The 20707-nt window shown below is 36.3% G+C and carries 22 protein-coding genes and 1 tRNA gene; 10 read left to right on the top strand and 13 right to left on the bottom strand.

Going from position 1 to position 20707, the window contains the following annotated elements; all coding sequences use genetic code 11:
- Positions 1-20: 20 nt before the first annotated feature.
- The gene (locus tag I6F65_RS10105; protein ID WP_197112721.1) at positions 21-608 is read left to right on the top strand and encodes a LuxR C-terminal-related transcriptional regulator; all 588 of its coding nucleotides are present in this window, start codon (positions 21-23) and stop codon (positions 606-608) included.
- 119 nt (positions 609-727) lie between these two features.
- Here I6F65_RS10105 and I6F65_RS10100 read toward each other — a convergent pair whose 3' ends face one another.
- The 3 genes from I6F65_RS10100 to I6F65_RS10090 form a co-directional block, all read right to left on the bottom strand.
- Positions 728-2686 carry a LapD/MoxY N-terminal periplasmic domain-containing protein gene (locus I6F65_RS10100; protein WP_166114707.1) on the bottom strand — a complete coding sequence of 653 codons (1959 nt, stop codon included), beginning with the start codon at positions 2684-2686 and terminating at the stop codon, positions 728-730.
- Complete coding sequence (locus tag I6F65_RS10095; RefSeq protein WP_231613147.1) at positions 2686-3249, bottom strand: transglutaminase-like cysteine peptidase; 564 nt, start codon at positions 3247-3249, stop codon at positions 2686-2688. Before I6F65_RS10095 ends, I6F65_RS10100 begins: the two co-directional genes overlap by 1 nt.
- 443 nt (positions 3250-3692) lie before the next feature.
- Complete coding sequence (locus tag I6F65_RS10090) at positions 3693-4151, bottom strand: LPP20 family lipoprotein (protein WP_024611940.1); 459 nt, start codon at positions 4149-4151, stop codon at positions 3693-3695.
- A 140-nt stretch (positions 4152-4291) separates the two neighbouring features.
- On the opposite strand from I6F65_RS10090, the gene I6F65_RS10085 reads away from it, so the two are divergent.
- Complete coding sequence (locus I6F65_RS10085) at positions 4292-5485, top strand: flagellar assembly protein FlgT (RefSeq protein WP_024611939.1); 1194 nt, start codon at positions 4292-4294, stop codon at positions 5483-5485.
- Here I6F65_RS10085 and I6F65_RS10080 read toward each other — a convergent pair.
- The gene (locus I6F65_RS10080; protein ID WP_024611938.1) at positions 5482-6381 is read right to left on the bottom strand and encodes a LysR substrate-binding domain-containing protein; all 900 of its coding nucleotides are present in this window, start codon (positions 6379-6381) and stop codon (positions 5482-5484) included. The genes I6F65_RS10085 and I6F65_RS10080 overlap by 4 nt on opposite strands.
- Before the next feature lie 112 nt (positions 6382-6493).
- Here I6F65_RS10080 and I6F65_RS10075 point away from each other — a divergent pair, with 112 nt between their 5' ends.
- The 4 genes from I6F65_RS10075 (at position 6494) to I6F65_RS10060 (ending at position 10548) form a co-directional block, all read left to right on the top strand.
- Positions 6494-7228: a glutathione peroxidase gene (locus I6F65_RS10075; protein WP_024611937.1), complete on the top strand. Its 735-nt coding sequence runs from the start codon at positions 6494-6496 to the stop codon at positions 7226-7228.
- Positions 7229-7296: 68 nt separating this feature from the next.
- Positions 7297-8745: a dihydrolipoyl dehydrogenase gene (locus I6F65_RS10070; protein ID WP_197112719.1), complete on the top strand. Its 1449-nt coding sequence runs from the start codon at positions 7297-7299 to the stop codon at positions 8743-8745.
- Positions 8746-8886: 141 nt separating this feature from the next.
- Positions 8887-9819 carry an exopolyphosphatase gene (locus tag I6F65_RS10065; RefSeq protein ID WP_197112717.1) on the top strand — a complete coding sequence of 311 codons (933 nt, stop codon included), beginning with the start codon at positions 8887-8889 and terminating at the stop codon, positions 9817-9819.
- Between the two features lie 135 nt (positions 9820-9954).
- Positions 9955-10548 carry a DUF4303 domain-containing protein gene (locus I6F65_RS10060; RefSeq protein WP_166114727.1) on the top strand — a complete coding sequence of 198 codons (594 nt, stop codon included), beginning with the start codon at positions 9955-9957 and terminating at the stop codon, positions 10546-10548.
- Positions 10549-10642: 94 nt separating this feature from the next.
- On the opposite strand, the gene I6F65_RS10055 is transcribed toward I6F65_RS10060, so the two are convergent.
- Positions 10643-11311, bottom strand: a complete 669-nt coding sequence (locus I6F65_RS10055; RefSeq protein WP_024611933.1) for a hypothetical protein — start codon at positions 11309-11311, stop codon at positions 10643-10645.
- A 298-nt stretch (positions 11312-11609) separates the two neighbouring features.
- On the opposite strand from I6F65_RS10055, the gene I6F65_RS10050 reads away from it, so the two are divergent.
- The 4 genes from I6F65_RS10050 (at position 11610) to I6F65_RS10035 (ending at position 14589) form a co-directional block, all read left to right on the top strand.
- Positions 11610-12608 carry a hypothetical protein gene (locus I6F65_RS10050; protein ID WP_166114730.1) on the top strand — a complete coding sequence of 333 codons (999 nt, stop codon included), beginning with the start codon at positions 11610-11612 and terminating at the stop codon, positions 12606-12608.
- Between the two features lie 292 nt (positions 12609-12900).
- Complete coding sequence (locus I6F65_RS10045) at positions 12901-13677, top strand: nucleotidyltransferase domain-containing protein (RefSeq protein WP_197112715.1); 777 nt, start codon at positions 12901-12903, stop codon at positions 13675-13677.
- A 263-nt stretch (positions 13678-13940) separates the two neighbouring features.
- Complete coding sequence (locus I6F65_RS10040; protein WP_166110524.1) at positions 13941-14225, top strand: hypothetical protein; 285 nt, start codon at positions 13941-13943, stop codon at positions 14223-14225.
- A 97-nt stretch (positions 14226-14322) separates the two neighbouring features.
- Complete coding sequence (locus I6F65_RS10035; RefSeq protein ID WP_197112713.1) at positions 14323-14589, top strand: hypothetical protein; 267 nt, start codon at positions 14323-14325, stop codon at positions 14587-14589.
- Positions 14590-15006: 417 nt separating this feature from the next.
- Here the strand turns inward: I6F65_RS10035 and I6F65_RS10030 are convergent.
- The 8 genes from I6F65_RS10030 to I6F65_RS09995 all read right to left on the bottom strand — a co-directional run bounded on the left by I6F65_RS10030 (position 15007) and on the right by I6F65_RS09995 (position 20700).
- Positions 15007-15081 (bottom strand) — tRNA-Arg (locus tag I6F65_RS10030).
- Positions 15082-15150: 69 nt separating this feature from the next.
- Positions 15151-15828, bottom strand: coding sequence for a FlgO family outer membrane protein (locus tag I6F65_RS10025; RefSeq protein ID WP_166110503.1), 678 nt, complete (start codon positions 15826-15828; stop codon positions 15151-15153).
- Between the two features lie 7 nt (positions 15829-15835).
- Positions 15836-16534 (bottom strand): FlgO family outer membrane protein, encoded by a 699-nt coding sequence (locus tag I6F65_RS10020; RefSeq protein WP_166110500.1) that lies wholly within the window; start codon positions 16532-16534, stop codon positions 15836-15838.
- A gap of 13 nt (positions 16535-16547) precedes the next feature.
- Entirely contained in the window at positions 16548-17141 is a 594-nt protein-coding gene (locus I6F65_RS10015; RefSeq protein ID WP_166110497.1) for a FlgO family outer membrane protein, read from the bottom strand.
- Positions 17142-17200: 59 nt separating this feature from the next.
- Positions 17201-17791 (bottom strand): SPOR domain-containing protein, encoded by a 591-nt coding sequence (locus I6F65_RS10010; RefSeq protein ID WP_197112711.1) that lies wholly within the window; start codon positions 17789-17791, stop codon positions 17201-17203.
- Between the two features lie 125 nt (positions 17792-17916).
- Positions 17917-18600 carry an SPOR domain-containing protein gene (locus tag I6F65_RS10005; RefSeq protein ID WP_166110492.1) on the bottom strand — a complete coding sequence of 228 codons (684 nt, stop codon included), beginning with the start codon at positions 18598-18600 and terminating at the stop codon, positions 17917-17919.
- 344 nt (positions 18601-18944) lie between these two features.
- Positions 18945-19823 (bottom strand): UTP--glucose-1-phosphate uridylyltransferase GalU, encoded by an 879-nt coding sequence (gene galU / locus I6F65_RS10000; RefSeq protein WP_166110489.1) that lies wholly within the window; start codon positions 19821-19823, stop codon positions 18945-18947.
- A gap of 25 nt (positions 19824-19848) precedes the next feature.
- A complete protein-coding gene (locus tag I6F65_RS09995) occupies positions 19849-20700 on the bottom strand; it encodes a thymidylate synthase (RefSeq protein WP_024610621.1) in 852 nt (283 codons plus the stop codon).
- Between the last annotated feature and the right edge of the window lie 7 nt (positions 20701-20707).

Below are 20707 nucleotides of genomic sequence, written 5' to 3'. Positions count from 1 at the left end.
TTTTTAATAATGGAGAAATAATGCGTCAAAGTATCTTTATTACACAACCTGAATTTGAATCTAAGCACTGGCATAGTGCATTCCCTGGTTGTATTGTGTGTACAAAAGAGCCAAACAGAGTAGCTGCGTCTAATATTATATGGATTTTAGCTAATACACCTAATTGGCTAACTATAGTTAAAAAGTATACACAACAGCGTCTTCCCGTCATTGTGATGACAAATAACTTAGACATAGACGAACTAAGAATGGCATTACAAGCAGGAGCGAGAGGCTATGTAGAAGCGCTTGCTAGTAAAGTAATTATTGAACAAGTATTAGAAACAATTTGCTCTGATGCTACATGGATACCAGGTCAGCTACTTTCTAATTTGGTTGGCGCTTTATCAAAGGCTAATTTTAATTATAGCCATACATGCAACCTTGACGTATTAACTAAACGCGAACGCCAAGTTGTTGATATTGTGGTAACTGGGGCAACTAACAAACAAGCAGCACAATCTCTCAGTATCACAGAGCGTACAATAAAAGAACATATGGGTTCTATTTTTAATAAATTAAAAGTACGAGACCGAATACAGTTAATGCTAGTTGTAAAAGGCAACTAACCCCCTTAGCATTTTAACTAACAATCTGTAGCCAGTATTAAAGCTGGCTACTTTGCTTTAACGATAAGTGCTTAAAATAACAATATTAAATTAAAGGGCTGTTTTTAATTAAAGCTAAGTTATTCCTCATTAATTACCCCATCAAAACCTAAGTTAATTAACGTATCTAAATCATCTTGGTTTGTAACGCCTTGAGCTACCACCTTAATACCAATTGAATGAGCAAGCGTACATACACCTCGTAAAAAGGTTTGGTTATCTTGACTGTAACTAATATTATGCCCATAAACACTGTCTACTTTAATCATTTCTAATCCAAATTCGTGAATGTTTTTGATTTTAGTAAACTCAGGACCTACTCGTTTTAAGGCGACTTTTGCCCCAATACATCGCGCTTCTTCGCAAAAGCTTTTAAATATTTCTATTTCACTAACAGCTATGTTCTCGCGTATATCAAAACAAATGTTTTTTGATAAACTAGGAAATGCCGACAAATAAGTGAGTACAGCTGCAAGAGCAGCATCATCAAGTAATGTTTGCGACGACAGTTCAATTGAAATAAGTTCTTTAGGCGGTTCGTCGCAATACTGAATAACTAGCTGCTTTATTAGCCCCCAATCAAGCCTCGCTAATAGCTTCAACCTATTCGCCCATTGATAGTAATAGCTTGCTCGATAAAACTGCCCCTCAAACTCCAAACTAAGCCTTAACTGGTTTTGTATCAACTGCCCTGTAAAACAAGTTACGGGCTGTACAATAATTTTTAACGTTTTATTATTTAATGCAGTTTCAATTGCATTTTTCCAGCTTAGAGCATCATCAAACAACTCTGGACTCTTAGGTTTTTCGATTACTTTTACTTTAACACCAGGCTTTTTATCTGCTGATGTTAAAAGCTCATCTACACGCTTTAATACATCAAACCGAGTGTCTTCTTTTTCAATGTAAGTACAGCTATGAGGGATTGTTAATTCAATACTTTTATACTCTTTAATAAATGACTCGTGTAGCTTTAACACTTGTTCACTCAATACTTGAATATCGTCTACATCGCTAAACAAAACTGTAAAATCACTATTAGAAATACGCGCAATATAGTTTTCTGATGCATGAGATTCGTTCAACTCTAAAAATTGAACAAGCACTTGAGAAAAACGACGTAAAAAATTAACCATTTCAACATCGCTTATTTTTTCATTCATTTTATCTAAATTAATGACTCTAAATAAAAATAAAGCACCATGCGCATAGTCTTTTGACTTTTGTAAATGTGCTTCAAGTGTTGCACAAAAGTATTCTCGATTAGCTAAACCGGTAAGTTCATCATGCTGTGATTTAAACCTTAGTTCTTCTAAACGTATATTATCTTCTTTAATAATACGGCTAAAGCGAGTTGATAACTGGTTCATTGACTGCACCAAATGCGCAAATTCAAAAGTGCGCGGCACTGTCGATTTTATAAAGCGCTTTTCACCAAATGCATTTGCTTGATAAACCACATCATCCAATGGTTTAAGTATTCTTTGTAAAAAGTAAGCACTTACAATACACGCGAGTACAGCAACAATTAAAAAACTAAAAAATAGTTTTAATGCACTTTGCCATAAGGCTTGTTCGGCATACTGACTATGACTTTCTACATAAAGCGTTCCAAATTGCTGCCAACCATCATTAACCTGCGCTACACCAGGTAAAACATTAAGTTGATACAAAAATTTAAACCACTTTGGAGCCATAATCTCAAGATCATCTTCAAAAGTACGCTTAACTATAACCTCTGAGCTTGGGCTTTGTAGTTCAATACGTTTGTAATGGCCTGTATCAAAAGTTGCTGACACCAATAGCTCAAGCTCAACTGGGTCTTTATCTAACTGGCTTATCATTAACGCGAGCGAACTGGCATTATCTACATTTTTTAAATAAAGCTGAGTAGAAAAATAATTTTTAGCTGAGTTTGTACTAATTAAAACACTACTAATAAAGCCAACAAAAATAACAATTAAAAGCGCAATCCATAGCTCTTGCCTTAATGTTATTTTTCTCTTTTTTAAATATTTAAATAAGGAAAATGATGCCATTACCACATAACCCCTTCTTGCGTTGTCTGCTCCAAAACTTTACGCCAGCGCGATAATCTTGCTGTTGGGCTAGCGACACTTTTGGTTGAATTATTTGCCCATAAACCTTGGCTGTTAAAACTAAAAACAGGGCTTAAATCTACACGCTTTGCAGCAGGCAGTACTTTTATAATTAAACTATCTAAAATAAGCGGTTGCGCATTTGGCGTAGTAAAATAACCCAAAACCATATGCGCTTGTGTTTTGTTTGTACCCGCTATTTTAGCTTTAACGTATATAAGTCGTAACTTATCGTCACTCACGCCCAAAGCCCTTAAGCTTACATATTTTGCTATTGCATAATCTTCGCAATCACCCAAGCCCCTACCTAAGGTTTCTAAAGGGGTTGCCCAGTAATCGCTTTGTTTCCACAATAAAATATCAGTTTGATAGCGCAGATTACGTGCAAAAAAATCGTTCACCATGAGTATTTGTTGATTCTCTGGTTTACTTTGAGCTTGTATTAACATGCTCTGCCAGTTACGGGCAACATCAGCGCGGTCCGCACCATATTTTTTACCCATTAACTCTATGAACATATTAAATTGAATATTTACACGGCTCGCAAAAACGCCGCTGGAGAGTATAAAAAACAGCAGTAGATAGCACAAATTAGCTGTGCACCAGGAGATAAAATAAAAATAAGAATAGGTTGGCTTAAACGCCATTTACACTATCATTTTTAATAACAGAGGAAATAAAAAATACTTATTGAGCACTGCGTTGTCTGCTTAAAAATTAATCCTTAACAACAGCATAGCACTCAATATAAAAGGAGGAGATATTTTGAATAAACTTTTAAACGTATTACTAAAAAACTTAAAATATAATAATTAGATTCACAGCAAGGTATTTAATTTAAAGTAATACAAAATTTATCCACCCTAATTACTTCGAAAATAGCCAACCACAACATATAAGCACCGAGCAGACATAAACGCCCTTTCTTATAGAGATAAAATAGCCCCTAATAATAAGTAACTTTTTTAACTTCACGCGGCTTAATTTCGCTTATGTATAAGTCGTGTACGCGCTTCATATTTAATTCAAGCTCGGTTACATACGTATCATCCACAGCATACGTTTTTATAATTTGCGCGCCTTTAATAATACCCTGCACTTTACTTTGTAAGTAGTCATCTTGTGCAATAGAGCCCGCAACATTTGTGCCTGCGGTAATTTTTTGCCCATAAACTTGCTCAGTTAGTTCTCTGTACGCTTCTAATTTTGAGGCTTTAATAGCCATTAATTGCTTTTGCGAATTGTTAGCGCCATTTTGTAAACTTATAGGTGCATACCCTATTGCTTTTAAAACGGGGTAATTATTTGGTTCTACATAGTTATATTCAACATGTTTATCAAACATGCTGCTACAACCGCTTAAAGTTAAACACCCAAGCGTAATAAGTAACGATATTACTCGCATAGCACATAGCCCTTATATATTAATTACTCAAATATATGCACGTTTGATGCCATTTATAATACAACCAATAACACTTATATAATATTGGTACAGTCCTTGCTCTAACACTTTACTAGCTAACGTTTAATTGGAGTAAGAGTATGAAGTCGTTTTTATCATTGGCATTTGCAGGATTAAGTGCAACTGCTTTATTAACGTTTTCGGCTTTTACAAAAGCCCAATGGTACGAATCGACTGGTCACGCTCAAATTAAAAGTGGTGATACGAGCGCCGCTAAATCAGCAGCAATAAAAGATGCTATCACGCAAGCTCTTGTGTTTTCTGGCGCACGCGTAAGCTCAGTGCAAACCTTGGTAGATGGCGTGTTGATGCAAGATCAACTTAAAATTAGTAGCCATGGCGAAATACAAAAAATAGAGCTGATCAGCGAGAATCAATACAATGATAAATTTGCCATTACGTTACGCCTCGATATTTTTGCTCAGGCTGAGCAATGTCCGCAAAGTAGCTTTAATAAATTTGTAGCAGTAACACAAAGCCAATTGAATCATCGTGAGCAAGCGATGATGGGTCAAATATTTGACATAAACAAAGCAGTAAGTAAAAAAATATTTACCTCATTACAAAAATCAAAAATGAGTGCAGTCCCTGTTGCCTATTTTAATAACGCTATTAAAGTTGATAAATATTTTACTCAACAACACGATTATTCAAATACGCAGTTAGAAGAAATATCATCACGTAGCAACGCACAATATGTTTTGCTCAGTCAAATAACTAATTTATCCACCAGCAATAAACTCAATAACGATTATGCTTTTTGGCAAGACGAAACCTATAAGCGAAACTATCAAATAGAATTTACGTTATTTGATGGCACAACTTACGAACAGCTTTGGCAAAATAGCTATCAAAGTCAGGCTATTTGGCCATTTGAAAAAACAAAAATTGTAGATGTAAATAGTAATGCTTTTTGGGAATCACCTTTTGGACAAAGTATTACCGACATTAACCAAACCTTAAGTTACGACTTACAATCGGTTATGGCGTGCCTACCCACTCAGGGTAAAATTATGCATATGGAAAACAGTAAAATAGTTATTAATTTAGGTAAAGCACATGGTTTACAAAAAGGACAACTATTAAGCATTGCCCACCATAACTATTTAACCGATGCCGCAGGCAATGTAATGCCACACAAAATAACCACTCTTAACAGTATTCGTGTAGAGCAGTTGTACCAACAAACAGCAATAGCGGTAAGTATTGATGACAAACCACTACCTGGTGTGCAAATAAACGATGTAGTAGAAATAATCAGCCAAGAACTTTAGATTTTTTCAGTCAATTTAGCTTTTAAATTAGGGTGAGCCGATAACCACTCACCTAATTGCTCAACACCTAATAAGTGTGGGTAATGTTTTCTGCAAGCAAACACAACATTACGTTGCTGGTTAGGAAATATAGGTAAATAATTAACCCCCATACGGTCATTACAAGCCAGTTTTGGTACAAATGTAATACCATCATCCATAGCGACTAATGCAAGTAATGTTTCTAAACTATTCCCCTGATATTGATTAGACACATCGACCCCAGCAGAAAAACAAAACTTTTGGGCTTGATCTTTAAAGCAATGACCATCACTTAACATTAAGAGGCTACAACCTTGTAGGTCACTCAGTGCTACTTTTTTATGTTTAGAAAGAGCATTATCGTTTGATACCGCAACTAAAAAGTCTTCTTTGTATAAATTAACAGTATGGTAATTTTTAAGCTCTGGCACATCAGCCAAAATTGCAAAATCGAGCTGGCCACTATTAAGTGCCTCTAAAATGGTCGCTGTTTGCATTTCAATAAACGAAAACTGACTATCAACAAAAGCGGCTTTCATTGATGTTAACAACGCAGGCAACAAGTAAGGCGCAATGGTAGGAATAATACCAATGGTTAATTTACCTTGCAGAGGTTCGTTAGAGGTTGCCGCAAGCTCTTTGAGTATTTGTGTTTGTTCTAAAATAATTTCTATTTGCGTCAATAAACGAGCACCTTTTGCAGTTAAGGTAACTTGCTTAGTTGAACGGTCAAATAAAGTAACACCGAGCTCTTGTTCTAGTTTTTTTACTTGACCACTTAATGTAGGCTGGCTAACAAAACATGCATCGGCGGCTTTGCGAAAATGCTTGTATTGCGCTATTGCTTTTACATACTCAAAATCTTTTAAGTTCATGTTCATCCCAACCTGATAGTTTATAGCTATCAGTTTAATACAAACAAACGATTAGAACTATATTTAATTATTCGCCATAATGGCTATCAACAAATCAAGAGGAACAAAAATTATGTTAAAGAATATTGAAGGTCAAACAATCCCAAGCGTTACATTTGCAACTCGTCAAAACGACGAATGGAAATCGGTAACTACAGATGAAGTTTTTAAAGGTAAAACTGTTGTAGTGTTTTCACTACCAGGTGCATTTACACCAACATGTTCATCAACTCATTTACCACGCTACAACGAATTAGCTGGTGTACTTAAGCAAAACGGCGTTGATGAAATAGTATGTTTATCTGTAAACGATACATTTGTTATGAACGCATGGGCAGAACTTCAAGAAGCACAAAATATCACTTTATTACCAGACGGTAACGGCGAATTTACTGACGGCATGGGTATGTTAGTAGATAAAAACGACCTTGGTTTTGGTAAACGTAGCTGGAGATACTCTATGCTTGTTAAAGACGGTGTGATTGAAAAAATGTTCATCGAACCAGATTTACCAGGTGACCCGTTTGAAGTCTCAGACGCAGACACAATGCTAGATTACATTAATCCTAAACAAGCTAAGCCAGAGCCTGTGAGCATTTTCACTAAACCTAGCTGTCCATTTTGTAAAAAAGCAAAAGAGCTACTTACAGAAAAAGGCTTCGCGTTTGAAGAAATTGTAATGGGCACAGGCGCATCACTAACAAGCCTTAAAGCGGTATCTGGTCGTGAAACTGTTCCACAAATATTTATTGGTGGTAAACACATTGGCGGTTCAGACGATTTAGAAAAGTACTTTGCTAATAAGTAAATTAAATATCTAGTTTAAATAGGTAAAAATAGGGGCTTTAAGCCCCTATTTATTAAAGGAAAAACGCTATGAAAGAATTGCAAACCGATGTTGTTGTTATTGGCGCAGGTACTGCTGGTTTAAGTGCTTATCGTAATGCTAAACAGTTCACACAAAACGTATTAATGATCGAATCTGGTCCATACGGCACAACGTGCGCACGTGTAGGTTGTATGCCAAGTAAGTTATTAATTGCCGCAGCAGAAGCAGCACACTCTATTGAAATGGCTCCTGCATTTGGTGTACATAGCTCAAAGCCAGTCATTGATGGTAAAGCCGTAATGGCAAGAGTACGCAGTGAGCGAGATCGTTTTGCAGGATTTGTAGTAGAAGCCGTTGATGAATTACCAGACGTAGATAAAATTCGTGGTTACGCTAAGTTTTTAGATGCAAATCGCGTGCAAATAGACGACCACACAATTATTACCGCTAAACGCTTTGTCATTGCAACCGGTTCACGCCCTTCATACCCAGGTGTATTTAATAACTTTGGTGACAAACTTATTATAAACGACGACGTATTTGATTGGGATGACTTACCAGAATCAGTCGCTGTATTTGGCCCTGGTGTTATAGGCTTAGAAATTGGTCAAGCACTTAGCCGATTAGGCGTAAATGTAAAACTATTTGGTGTAGGCGGTGCTATAGGTCCACTTACAGACCCGGTAGTAAGAGATTATGCAAACACTGTTTTTGCTCAAGAATTTTTTGTAGATACCGACTCAAACGTATCTGACATGATGCAAGTTGGCGACAAAGCACAGCTAACTTACACCGACAAACAAGGTGAAAAACACACCGAACAGTTTAACTACGTACTTGCAGCTACAGGCCGAGTACCTAACGTAGATAAACTAGGTCTTGAAAACACGGGTATTGAACTTGACGAACGCGGCGTACCGAATGCTGACCCGCACACAATGCAATGTGGCGAGTCAAATATATTTATAGCGGGCGACGCAAGTAACATGATCCCATTGCTACATGAAGCATCTGATCAAGGCACTATTGCAGGACAAAATGCAGGCCGCTTCCCAGATGTACGTATAGGCTTGCGCAGAGCTAAAATTGCAGCCGTATTTAGCGACCCACAAATAGCGATGGTAGGCGAAAGCTTTAAACAAATTACCGACCGTTTAGGTCCCTGTGGTTGTTTTGAAGTAGGTGAAGTAAGCTTTGAAAACCAAGGTCGAAGCCGTGTAATGCTTAAAAACAAAGGCCATATGCGTGTATACGCAGAACAAGGCACAGGCTTATTTTTAGGTGCTGAATTTATTGGGCCACAAGCTGAACATATTGCTCACTTACTAGCATGGGCAGTTCAAAATAAAATGACCGTACCTGAAATGCTCGACATGCCATTTTACCACCCAGTAATTGAAGAAGGATTACGTACTGCCCTTCGTGACTTAAACGCCAAACTTAAATTTGGTCCAGACATTGTAAACTCATGTATGGAATGTGGTCCAGGCGCATAACCTACTCATCACATACAAACTTGCTAAGTAAAAGCCAAAACATTTGTTTTGGCTTTTTTTATAATTTTTTAAAGCAGGCCTCTCAAAAAATATTTTAGCTGTTACACTTAATTGATAATTAAATTAAATAATGGAATAGCTATGCCCAACAATAAATTTAGACTAGTCACTCGCAGCGATTTTGATGGCTTAGTTTGTGCTGTATTGCTTAAAGACTTAGACCTAATTGACGATATTTTGTTTGTACACCCAAAAGACATGCAAGATGGCAAAATAGATATTACCGAAAACGACATTACTACCAACCTTCCCTACGTTGCAGGCTGCCATATAGCATTTGACCACCATCTTAGCGAAACCGTACGTAACTCAAGCGATATTAAAAACCATATTATTGACCCAGAGGCGCCATCTGCTGCACGCGTAGTTTATGACTATTACGGCGGTGCTGAAAAGCTTCCTAACATTTCTGTTGAAATGATGGATGCTGTAGATAAAGGCGACGCCGCTCAGTTTTCAAAAGACGAAATTCTCAACCCAACTGATTGGGTGTTAATGAACTTTATTATGGATGCGCGCACGGGGCTTGGTCGTTTCCGCGAGTTTAAAATTTCAAACTACCAACTAATGATGAAACTTATTGATGCATGTAAAGATCAAAGCATTGAAAGCATTTTACAAATGGAAGACGTAGCCGAACGTGTTGCTTTATATAACGAGCATAACGAAAAAGCCAAAGAGCAAATTACTCAATGCGCAACGGTCCACAAAAACTTAGTGGTACTTGATTTAACCCAAGAAGAAACTATTTACGCCACAAACCGCTTTGTTATTTATGCCATGTACCCCGACTGCAACATCTCTATTCATAAAATGTGGGGTCTTAAAAAGCAAAACGTAGTGTATGCCGTAGGTAAATCAATTACTAACCGCACATCAAATACTAATGTTGGCGAACTGTGTCTTAAATATAATGGCGGGGGTCACTTAAATGCAGGTACTTGCCAAGTAGAAACCAGGAAAGCAGAAGCCGTACTTAGCGAATTAATTGATACAATTACAAGTGATGGTTAATATAAAATAAGCTTACAATAGCCAGAGTAATAGCTCTGGTTATTACTCATTTATTTTATTTTGGTAGAGTGAGTTTATATCACTCCACCACCCTCTCATATCAATTTCAGTAGTCATAAAAGGAATTACCATTTTATGTTAGATACTAAAAACTTCGAACAAACACTTTATCAAGATACAAAAAAAGCATTTAAAAACATCATACAAAAATATGGTGACGATCTTTATGTAATGGGGTTTTACCACACAGGTAGCTACTCACTACTGCCAATGTTTAATACCTTATCGGATTTAAAAGAAGTATTTGAAGAAGAATACGACAACGATGTAAGCAGTTTTTACATGGCTAAATGGAACCCCGAAGACTACCCCACACTTGAGGATTACTCAGAATACTTTGATGAAACAACTGCGGAATGTCAAAAATTAGAAAATAGCATCGATTTTTTTCAATCAGATATAGAAGCGATGGATAATTGGCACCAATGGCTTGCAACAATGGAAAAAGTGCTTGTGCAATTAGATGCCGAAGGCATGTTTTCAAACGGTATTGAACGCGAAAAAGTCACTTTAGCAATACTTGCCTATGACGAAGAAGAAAGTATTCAATTTAAAAGAATCAAACGACTTAATCCACCAGCCGTTTTAACACAAATTCAAGCTGACTTTGAAGCTATGATTGCAGAACGTGAAAAATGCGAGCAAGAAGTTTTAAACGCCTTTAGTTAAACAGCACAGCGTTACTAAATAAAAAGGTATGCTTAACTAAAAAAGCATACTCAACAACTTAGCATCAATAGATTTATGACCCATAACACAAAAATCAGTCATTAAAATTGGATATCACTTTATATTTAATTGTACTCTTTGATGCTCCAATTACTTCAATTAAAGCGCCTTTATAAACCAGGTTATTACCTTCACCTAAATCCATCGTAAAATCTTCTGAAAACGGTTTATGGGTCATAGACTCGTTAAATTCTCGGTATGTAAAATTAAGAATGCGTCCTATTTTTCCATTATATTCAATGATGTGCTGTAAGGCATCTTTTCTAACCGTTAATGACTTCTCTGGAGAATAAACAAAATCAATTATTGTGTCATCAAAGCAAATCATTAAATCGATACATAACTCATTTTTTTCTGGCTCATACTGCACATAATTTTGGTTACGTAATGGCTCACCAAAACTATTGTTAATACTCACAGCAGAATCATCATTCGATTCAAAAGTAGCCCCTGCACTTTTATAAAATACAGTTCGGTTCGATACACCACCATAATAGGCTTTAAAAGGCTCCACAGTAATCGTCTCGGCGTAAGTTCCCGTTGTTTGAGTGAACAGTTTTGAGCCAATCGTTGTTTCTGAGATTTTATTTAATACAGGAGTAGAAATAGTAATGTATTGAGATTTAGGCGCCTTAGACGCACACCCCGATAACGCAATTGTTAACGCGGCAACTAAAGATATAAGTATCGTCTTGTCTATCACTTTTCTGTCCTTGCATTTTTAGAGCTAATATTTTTAATAAAATGGTGAGCTATCAACCATCCTTTGTAGACCTGTTTATGATAACTTAAAGCTGTAATCAATTCATATTTTATAGGGATTTATCCTTTAATTTTAAACGTTAGAATTAATTCATACCCAAAAATATAAAAACGAGCAAGAATATTACATAGCTAAAGACTGTATTTTATCTACAACGTTTGAAAAATAAGTACTTTTCATTTTTAGAATATATACGTTATAAACAACGTAATTAATTATGCCATTTAAGGAGCTTTAAATGTGGTTTGAAAAACTAACCGGTTTTAGTGAACAATCCCCTACACAAGTCCGTAAAAACTTATCCGTTAAAGGGAATATATTAAAATCGCTAGTAAACCAAAAAGAATTCTTTTGCGGCTTGCTAGAAACACCAACACTAGAAAAACTACGTAGTCGTGTTAGCCACGTTAGTTGCGACAAAGAGCTAAATACAAAAACATCTCTTCGCGAAATAGTTGCCAATGTTCAAGACCTGCATACCGACGAAGCGAACATAGGGGCATTATTTCAAGTTGCCTCACAATTTAATCTGTTAGAAATGGTCTCTCCAAATGTTACACCAGAGCAAGGCATCGATGGCTATGAGTACGACCGAACACAAGGACCCGCTTGTGCAATTGCTGCCGGCGCAGGCACTATTTATCGTAACTACTTTGCAAACGTTAACGGTGAAATTGGTCAAACTTCTAACAATCAAATAGACTGCCTAACTGAAATAGGTGTTGCACTAGGTAATAAAAACGACCGCCTTTGGGAAATGAAAAATGGCTATGTTTTAGCATCAGCAGATGGCCTAACAGCAATAAATGCAAAACTAAAATTAGCGACTGAATCAGAACGTGATGAACTAAGAAGTTTATTACGCATAGGCGTACAGTGGAATACTGAAGTAACACTCAATGATTTAAAACGAACCGTTACTCAGGTTTACTGCTCTGCCCTACCTGTTGCTTACTCACAAATATCACCCGTTTTATGGGCAGATTTTGCTAAACTGATTTTAGAAGCATCTTACGAAGCGACACTATGCTCAGCTATTTTAAACGCTGAAAAAACAGGCAATAATAAAGTCTACCTAACACTTATCGGCGGCGGTGTATTCGGTAATGAGCGAGAGTGGATTATGACTGCAATTGAGCGCTCATTAAAGTTATACGAATACGCAGATCTCGATGTATTTATAGTAAGTTATGGCTCGTCAGATCCACATGTTCAAGAGTTAGTTCGTAAATTTTAATAGCAGATTAATAATGTGACGTTAAAGCACAAAAAAGACGACTTGATCTAGTTTGTAAACCAAGGTGCTGAGTAATTTAACACCTGCTTTTATGGTCTGCACAGAGCGAAAACACAGCAATATTTAACATTAAGCGGCATAATAATTAGTTCTATTGGCTTGGTTATCCAACTATTAACCTAATAAAAATTAAACAAGGACAAAAAACAGTTGGCTTTTTGTTCGTACCTCACTTATTTTAGCTAACTGTAATTTGCCGCTTGAAACGGCGTTAACTGCCTAGGAGTATTCGGTGCGTACTGAGATATTGGAAAATCTTAAAGCTTTAGAGATAAAAGAGAATATTAAAATACTATATGCTTGTGAATCAGGCAGTAGAGCTTGGGGGTTCCCATCCGCAGACAGTGATTATGATGTGCGCTTTGTATATGTTCGAAATAAAGACTGGTACTTGAGAGTAGATCATGAATATTGCAGAGATGTAGTTGAAAAACCGATCAATGACTTACTAGATATAAGTGGTTGGGACTTGAAAAAGGCACTTAAACTTCTTAGAAAATCAAATCCGGCACTTATAGAATGGTTTAACTCACCTATTGTTTACCAGAAAAATGAAGAGTTTACGGACGCCTTTAAAAAATTAATACCAATTCTATATTCCCCTCGTTCTTGCTTTTACCATTACTCTCATATGGCGAGCGGTAATTTTAGAGAATACTTACAGGGAGATACTGTAAGAATTAAAAAGTATTTCTATGTCCTTAGACCTATTCTAGCGATGCAATGGATTGAACAAAATCGTGGGGTTGTCCCAATGGAATTCGAAGTGCTTGTAAATGAATTAGTTCATGATGAGGCGTTAAAATCTGCCATTCATAAATTACTTGAAGACAAACGTAAAGGTTTTGAAAGTGCTTATCTGCCAAGAATTGACGTTATTAGTGATTTTATAAGCTCAGAGTTAGACAGGTTTAAAGATAAGGCTCAAGAGCAACAAAAATCTGAAACAGATTTTAGCGAACTTAACCCATTCTTCATTGATGTTTTAAATGGAGAATATGGCAGTTAACAAGCGGGACAAAGCAGCTTGAATGTAATTTGGCTATTTTAATAAAAAGACATCACTAAATTCTTTTTATTTCAATTTACGATGCTACACAATAAATAAAAAAAGACCGCAATAAAGTATAACGCATTGATTTAATTGATACCCCATGCAACCACCAAATCAAGACCCTAAAAACTTGATTAATAATATAATAAAGACAATAAATTGAATTTAAATATAAATAAACCTATATTTAAAGCCCAATCATTCAAAGAGTTACTATCATGGACGATAAAATGGATACGGCTAGAACCATTCTTAATATAACCTCTTCAATCGAGAAAATAGAGAAAGATAAAAACGAACTTTTCATTATTTTATGGATTGGATTGGGGTTTTTATTCTCTGTTTTGATGGAGAAGTTTCTAGTCTCTTGGATTGTGGCAATTACAATCGCAGCTGTTTATGCCTATGGATTTTATAAAAAAGATGAGCTCAACAATTTAAAAAAATCAAAGAGCTATTACTTGCAAATACTCAACCCCCACATGCAACCTAAAAATAAATAATATTTAAGTCACCGAGGGCTTTGTATTTTAATTTAACAATAAAGTCATAAACAAGTTATTTTACAAGCTCGTCTGGTAACGATGGAGAAATGGAATTATGAAAAAAAAGCTTAGAAAAAAACTTAAAAACAAAAATAATAATTCCGTGTTCAAATCCGTAAGTTTTCCTAAGTTAATCTGTGGCTCTTTTTGTCTTTGGGATGCGTATACCAGATCAAGTGATGATTTTTATCCAATGAAAGCAGGTGCCGTTTCAAGATTAGATGAGCCTCTATTGTTTTGGGGTAATATATTATTTATGTTTACAGCTGGTGTGTGTTTTATTTATTCAGGTTTCGTAAAAGACTATCTAGCCAATAAATGATACGTCCTTTACAGCAAGAATAAATCGACTCAAAATACTAGGAGCTGGGTCATGAAGCTCTTTTTATTACGGTTACGTGCCCTTCTAAGTACCATCGTGCTTTTCCAAAGTCGGGAGTTGCTAACCCTAAGTGGGAAGGTTTTAGAGCGAATGGGGTCCAGAGCGAATGCAGAGCGAATGGGGTCAAATCTTGACTTCATACATCAAGAATCATCAATGCCTGCTTATGGAACAAAGCAGCCTTACTGCTTAGTAAATCAGTAATAGATGTCTAAATTTAGATAGTTAATTTTATTCTAATTAAAGAATTACATCTATAAGCTTCTTACAATTGATATATTTGAACGTACGGTGCTATAAGAGAGCTACATAGTGTTTGATTAAAGAAGACATATAGAAGTAACTTATTGATTTTATTGGTAGCCCCTGCAAGAATCGAACTTGCAACTGCCCCTTAGGAGGGGGCCGTTATATCCATTTAACTAAGAGGCCACTAAAGCGATGCGCTTAATGGGTTGAATTATAACGGCATCTGGTTTTTTATATCAAGTCCAAATGAAGTTAATTGCTTGATAAGTAAATATCTTCTTTATCTAAGACGTATAACGGTATTAGTTTTCGGCTACTGGCTGCAATTTGCTTTGTTTTAACGTTTATAACGCGAGTATTAACTATAACTCCGTTATGGCGGTAGATTAAAGTACCTGCGAGTACATGGCTTGCCATTTGATCTTCACTCAGCTTTGCAATATCACGCGAAAAAGCGAAGTCACCACGGCTATTAACGTCAATGGTATCTGTGGTTTTAAAATCGACTACGCTGTATCCAAACTTTTGTAATTGATGAATTAACGTTTCTGAAATTTGATTACCTAACTGATTGCTGTTGTTAAGCGATGCATCTAAATCGACTAAAGTAGTTACAGCTATGTTTATGTTAGGCGTGTCTTCATCATTTTCTGACTCTAGAGTGTCGACTAAATCAAGTGCCATTTGCTCTACGTAATTAGCTAATGTTTTATGATGTTTGCCTGGAATAAATTGCTTTGATGAATCGTACTCATTTTGTATTTGAGCATTGTGCGCTATTTGTTTTTGCTCATACACTGCGTTCACATCAAAATTAGTGCGTGGATTAGTTGTTTCTACATGCTCATGGTTTTGGGTTTGTGCTATTGAGCAACCGCCCAAGCCTAATAATGTAAAAGCAACAAGGGTATTGGTTAGTTTATAATACATTGTAAACTCACTTACTTGCTTGTTTTAGCATTATGCCATCTGTGCGGTAATTGCTATTGAGTGCATCAACCACTGACTGCGGAATAAAGCCTTGTGCAGTACCTACAACCGCTTTACTTTTTAGACCAACAATACGAGCATTTACTAATACCCCACCTTGATGGCTTACAAGTGTGCCCGCTAATACATAGTCAAAGGTTTGATCTTGGTTTAACTCTAAATAATCTCGGCTAAATACAAAGTCACCTTCGGGTGATACACGCATATAATCGGTTGTTTTAAAATCAATAACGGGTACCCCAAAGCTATGTAGCTCGTGCATAAAGCTTTCTGAAATTTGGTTTCCTAGCAAGCTACTTTCGGTGTAGTCATCATCTAAAAATACAAAGCTGGAAACAGCGAGTGGCGTTTTTTCGTTTACATATTGTAAATTTTCGACCATATCTTGCATTATTCCACGCACGTAGTGATTTATATTTTTACGCATTGGCGGTGACGATTTAGTGTAGTTATTTTGTTGAACCAACCCAGATTGAAACAGGTTATTATTAACTGCAGGCGCTGCTACTTCTCGCTGATTACTAACCAATTGTGTATTTTGGTTACTTTGCTCAACAATTGGCTCGGCTTCTGAGTTAGTTACACCTAATATTTGCGAACAACCAAAGCCTAATGGCAAACATAAAGTAATTAATAGATTTCTCATTTTGTGCTCCTGGTTAGTATTCGCTGCGGTATAAGTAACCGTCGCGCTGCTGAATTTTTTCATCACCCCACATTACATTAATAGGGATCTCAGTACTGCCAGCAGATAACACCTGTTTATTATTTATATTTACTAATCGCGCATTGACGATATAAGCATGTTGTTGTCGTGTAACTGTACCTGTAACTATCAAGTCAATATTCTGACGTTTGCGTAACTGCGCTAAATCACGGCTAAGTACGCTATCTGCATTAGTCGATAAATTTAAGTTATTAGCTAATCGATACTCTACCGTGTTATAGCCAAGCTGCGTCATTTGAGTTAGCAGGCTTTCTTGAATTTGTTGACTTAAACCAGAGGCTTGCTCGGTCATAAGCTTAGAGTCGAGCGCATCTGCAAAATAAAAACTGCTTACACCTATTCGTGTATTACTACTTAGCGGCTCTTTAATATGGCTAAGCTGCACAGTTAAATTGTTTATATAGTCGTTTACTGTATAGGGTGCCATTGCCGCTTTAGGCGCATTGGTGCTCACACTCGGCTCAGGTTGAGGTATTAAACTACAAGCGGCTAAGTTAACTAATAATAAGGGTAGTAAAAGGCGCATAGTTGCCATCCTCTTTCAAATATACAGAGAATAAAGCAAGTATTATGCCTAAAAGATAGTTACTGAGGTTGTTGCTCTGTGTAATAACTTACAAAACAATTTATTTTTTGTTCTTTTAATATTGAGCAATCATTTTTTGCGGCGGCTTTTTTTATATAAGCACCTAACTTTAAACGATAAAGGGTGATGTTATTTACAACAATTGGTTCTATATTAACAGGTAGCTCTGCATTTATAATTTTGGGAGCTTTTAATCTTAAAGCAGCAAGCGCACTTTCTAAGCTAGTTTTATTTTTAAATGAAGCAACTTGTATAGCAAACAATGTTTGTTGGCTTTTTAAAATACTCTCTTCGTTAAAAATAGTTTCAATGGCATTTTCATAACGTATGTTTCGGGTGTCTATTTGCTCTAAACTTGAAGTAAGCTCAGATACCTTCGCTTCTAGTTGAAGTAGTTTTTCAATATTTGGTTGCGCGGTTTTCCATTGCTCAGCGGTATTTTGTAGTTGTTCTAAATCTGCTTTATGAATAAGTACTGTAGGTGCTTTAACTTCAGGCTTTTCTTTTTGTTTTACGGTACTACAAGCGCTAAGAGTTATCGTTAAAGCACACAATAATCCAACCTGCTTAAAATCCATTTTTATAGGCATTTATTTTTCCTAAAATAACCAATCTAAATCACTTTTAGGAGAATAAACTTAATATTGTCCTAAACAGCTAATTATAAGGAGGGTATTTTATGGATAAAAAAATTATAAGCAAGTTTGGATTTTAATTATAACTTAACTGGTTTATCGGTGTAATTACTCACAATGCAATCCAGTTTATAAAGCTTAAATACTTCACAATCTGCTTTTGCATTTTTTAGGTTTTGATATGAGCCAAGTTTTAATCGGTAATACGTTTTATTATTAATGTTAGCTGTTTCAACATTAGTCAAAATTTTGTCTCTAAATAAAGGAGCCGCTTGTTTATTTAGGTCGTGCCATGCTTTCACTACGCTTTTTTCAGAGTCGACTGAAGCAACCTGTAATGCAAATACATGTTTAGGTGTGTTTAATTTTACAGTTTGTTTTTTATAGCTATTTGTTGGTTTAATTGCTTGTTGCTTTGGCTTTGTTGTACGTGTTTTGCGTGGCGTACGGGCGTACTTATTACTGTATCCCTGCTCAGATTGTGCCAGCGCTTTAGTATTAATAATATCAATGTGGTTAACGAGATACGTAATCTCTTTTTCTAGCTTTAAAATGCGCTCAATGCCTAATCTTGCTTGTTGCCATTGCATTGCTGCGTCTTTTAATTGCGCAAGCTCTAGTGCAGTTATAGACACATATTCTGGTGCATCACTTTGTTCATGCTGCAATGATTTTTGTTCAGGCGTGAGCGTACACGCACTCCCAAATAAAAGCATTAGTAAACCGAGTAATAACCCATTGCTATTTTTTTTATATTTAAACATGTGTTCGTTATCCTGAAAGTAGTGTGTATACACTTACATTTCAGCTAAACATTCTTGCAAGGAAGCGTTTAACTTTTTAAGTTATGAGCTATAACACTTAGCTCTTCACAAGCTGATCATATTTTAAACATGATACAAGCTGCTCCATCTCTACCCTGAGAACTGCATTTAATACAAATTTAATGCCAGTTAACATAAACATTACAACATAATTCATAATATGTCTGTATAGATGATGAAAAACTATTTTATTTTTATGCCTAAAACATCTCCAGTCATTGTTATAAGTTAAACATTAAAAAAGGCGCCATATAGGCGCCTCAATAATTTAAAAAGTAATTAAATTATATTAATGTTTTAATAAACGTTTTAAGTTCGCCTGCAAATTCGTCGCGACGAAGTGCAAATTCAATTGTCGCTTTTAAGTAACCAATTTTGCTGCCACAGTCGTGACTACGACCTTTAATTGCGTATGCATCTACTTTTTCGTGCTGCATTAACATTGCTATTGCATCTGTAAGCTGAATCTCATCGCCCGCACCTTGTGGGGTTTTAGCCAGTAATGGCCAAATATTTTCACTTAATACATAACGACCAACAACTGCTAAGTTTGATGGTGCTTCGTCTACAGGTGGCTTTTCTACCATATTAAGAATTGGTGAGCTTTCACCTTGGCTTAAAGTAACATCGCCTAAATCAACTACACCAAATTTATCAACATCTTCTACTGGTACTGGCTCTACCATTATTTGGCTATGTTTTGTTTCGTTATAACGGCTGATCATTTCAGCTAGGTTGTCTTTTTTAAGGTTACTTTCTACATCATCAATAATTACGTCAGGTAAAATTACAACAAACGGTTCGTTACCAATAATTGGTGCAGCACAGCTAATTGCATGCCCTAAACCTTTTGCTTCACCTTGGCGTACGTGAATTATAGTTACGTCTTTAGGGCAAATAGCTTGCACCTCGGCAAGTAATTGCCGCTTAACACGCTTTTCTAATGTAGCTTCAAGTTCAAAACTTGTATCAAAATGATTTTCGATTGAGTTTTTACTTGAGTGCGTTACAAGTACGATCTCTTTAATACCGGCAGCAACGGCTTCGTTAACTACGTACTGAATTAAAGGACGGTCAACTATTGGTAACATTTCTTTTGGGATTGCTTTTGTGGCTGGCAACATGCGAGTACCAAGCCCTGCTACTGGAATAACTGCTTTCATTATGCTTTCCTTAATTTATTAATTATTATACCGAAAACGGATATTGGATCGGTTCATGGCTTTCATAGCCTATTACTTCAAAGTCGTCTCGTGTAACCCACGTTTCTATGTCGTCTAGCGATTTAATTTTTGGGTTTATTTTTAATTGTGGAGACGTAAACGGCTCTCGTTTTAATTGTACGTCACGCATTAATTCTAACTGATTTTCGTAAATATGCGCGTTTGCAATTTTATGATACGCCTTACCTGCTTTATGCCCTGTAATTTGAGCAACCAACGCGAGTAATACAAAGCATTGAATTTGATTAAAATTCAGCCCTAATGGCACGTCGCAGCTACGCTGATACGACGTTAAATATAATGTATCACCAAGTAGCGAAAAAGTGTGTGTATGCATACACGGGCGCAAGCAACCTAATTCAAACTCACCTGGATTATAGAAGGTAATTATTTCACCGCGATCATCTATGCCATTTTTTAAGTTATTAATTACTTTAGCAAGCTGATCGAGTGTTGAACCATCTGGCCGTTGCCAACCACGTCCTTGCACACCATACACACGGCCCATATCGTCCTCGCCTTTACGGTGAGGATTATTAAGCCATGCGTTGTTATCGTTTGCGTTAGCATCCCACGTTTTACAGCCAATATTACGAAACTGCTCAGCGCTATCGTAACCACGTAAATACCCTAGTAACTCAGCAATGGCAGCTTTGTAGTAGCTTTTTCGGGTCGTGATCATCGGGAACTGGTTGTTAGCTACATCGTATTCTAAATCGGCATTAATAACGGTTAAACAACGCGTACCGGTACGTTTGTTTTCTACCCATTGCCCTTCGTCAACAATGCGCTGACATAATTTTAAATATTGTTTCATAGGTTAC

This window comes from Pseudoalteromonas sp. SWXJZ94C, from assembly GCF_015864385.1.
Lineage (GTDB): Bacteria > Pseudomonadota > Gammaproteobacteria > Enterobacterales > Alteromonadaceae > Pseudoalteromonas.
The sequence above is the reverse complement of the archived record's forward strand: the minus strand, read 5'-3'. Positions and strand labels throughout refer to the sequence as shown.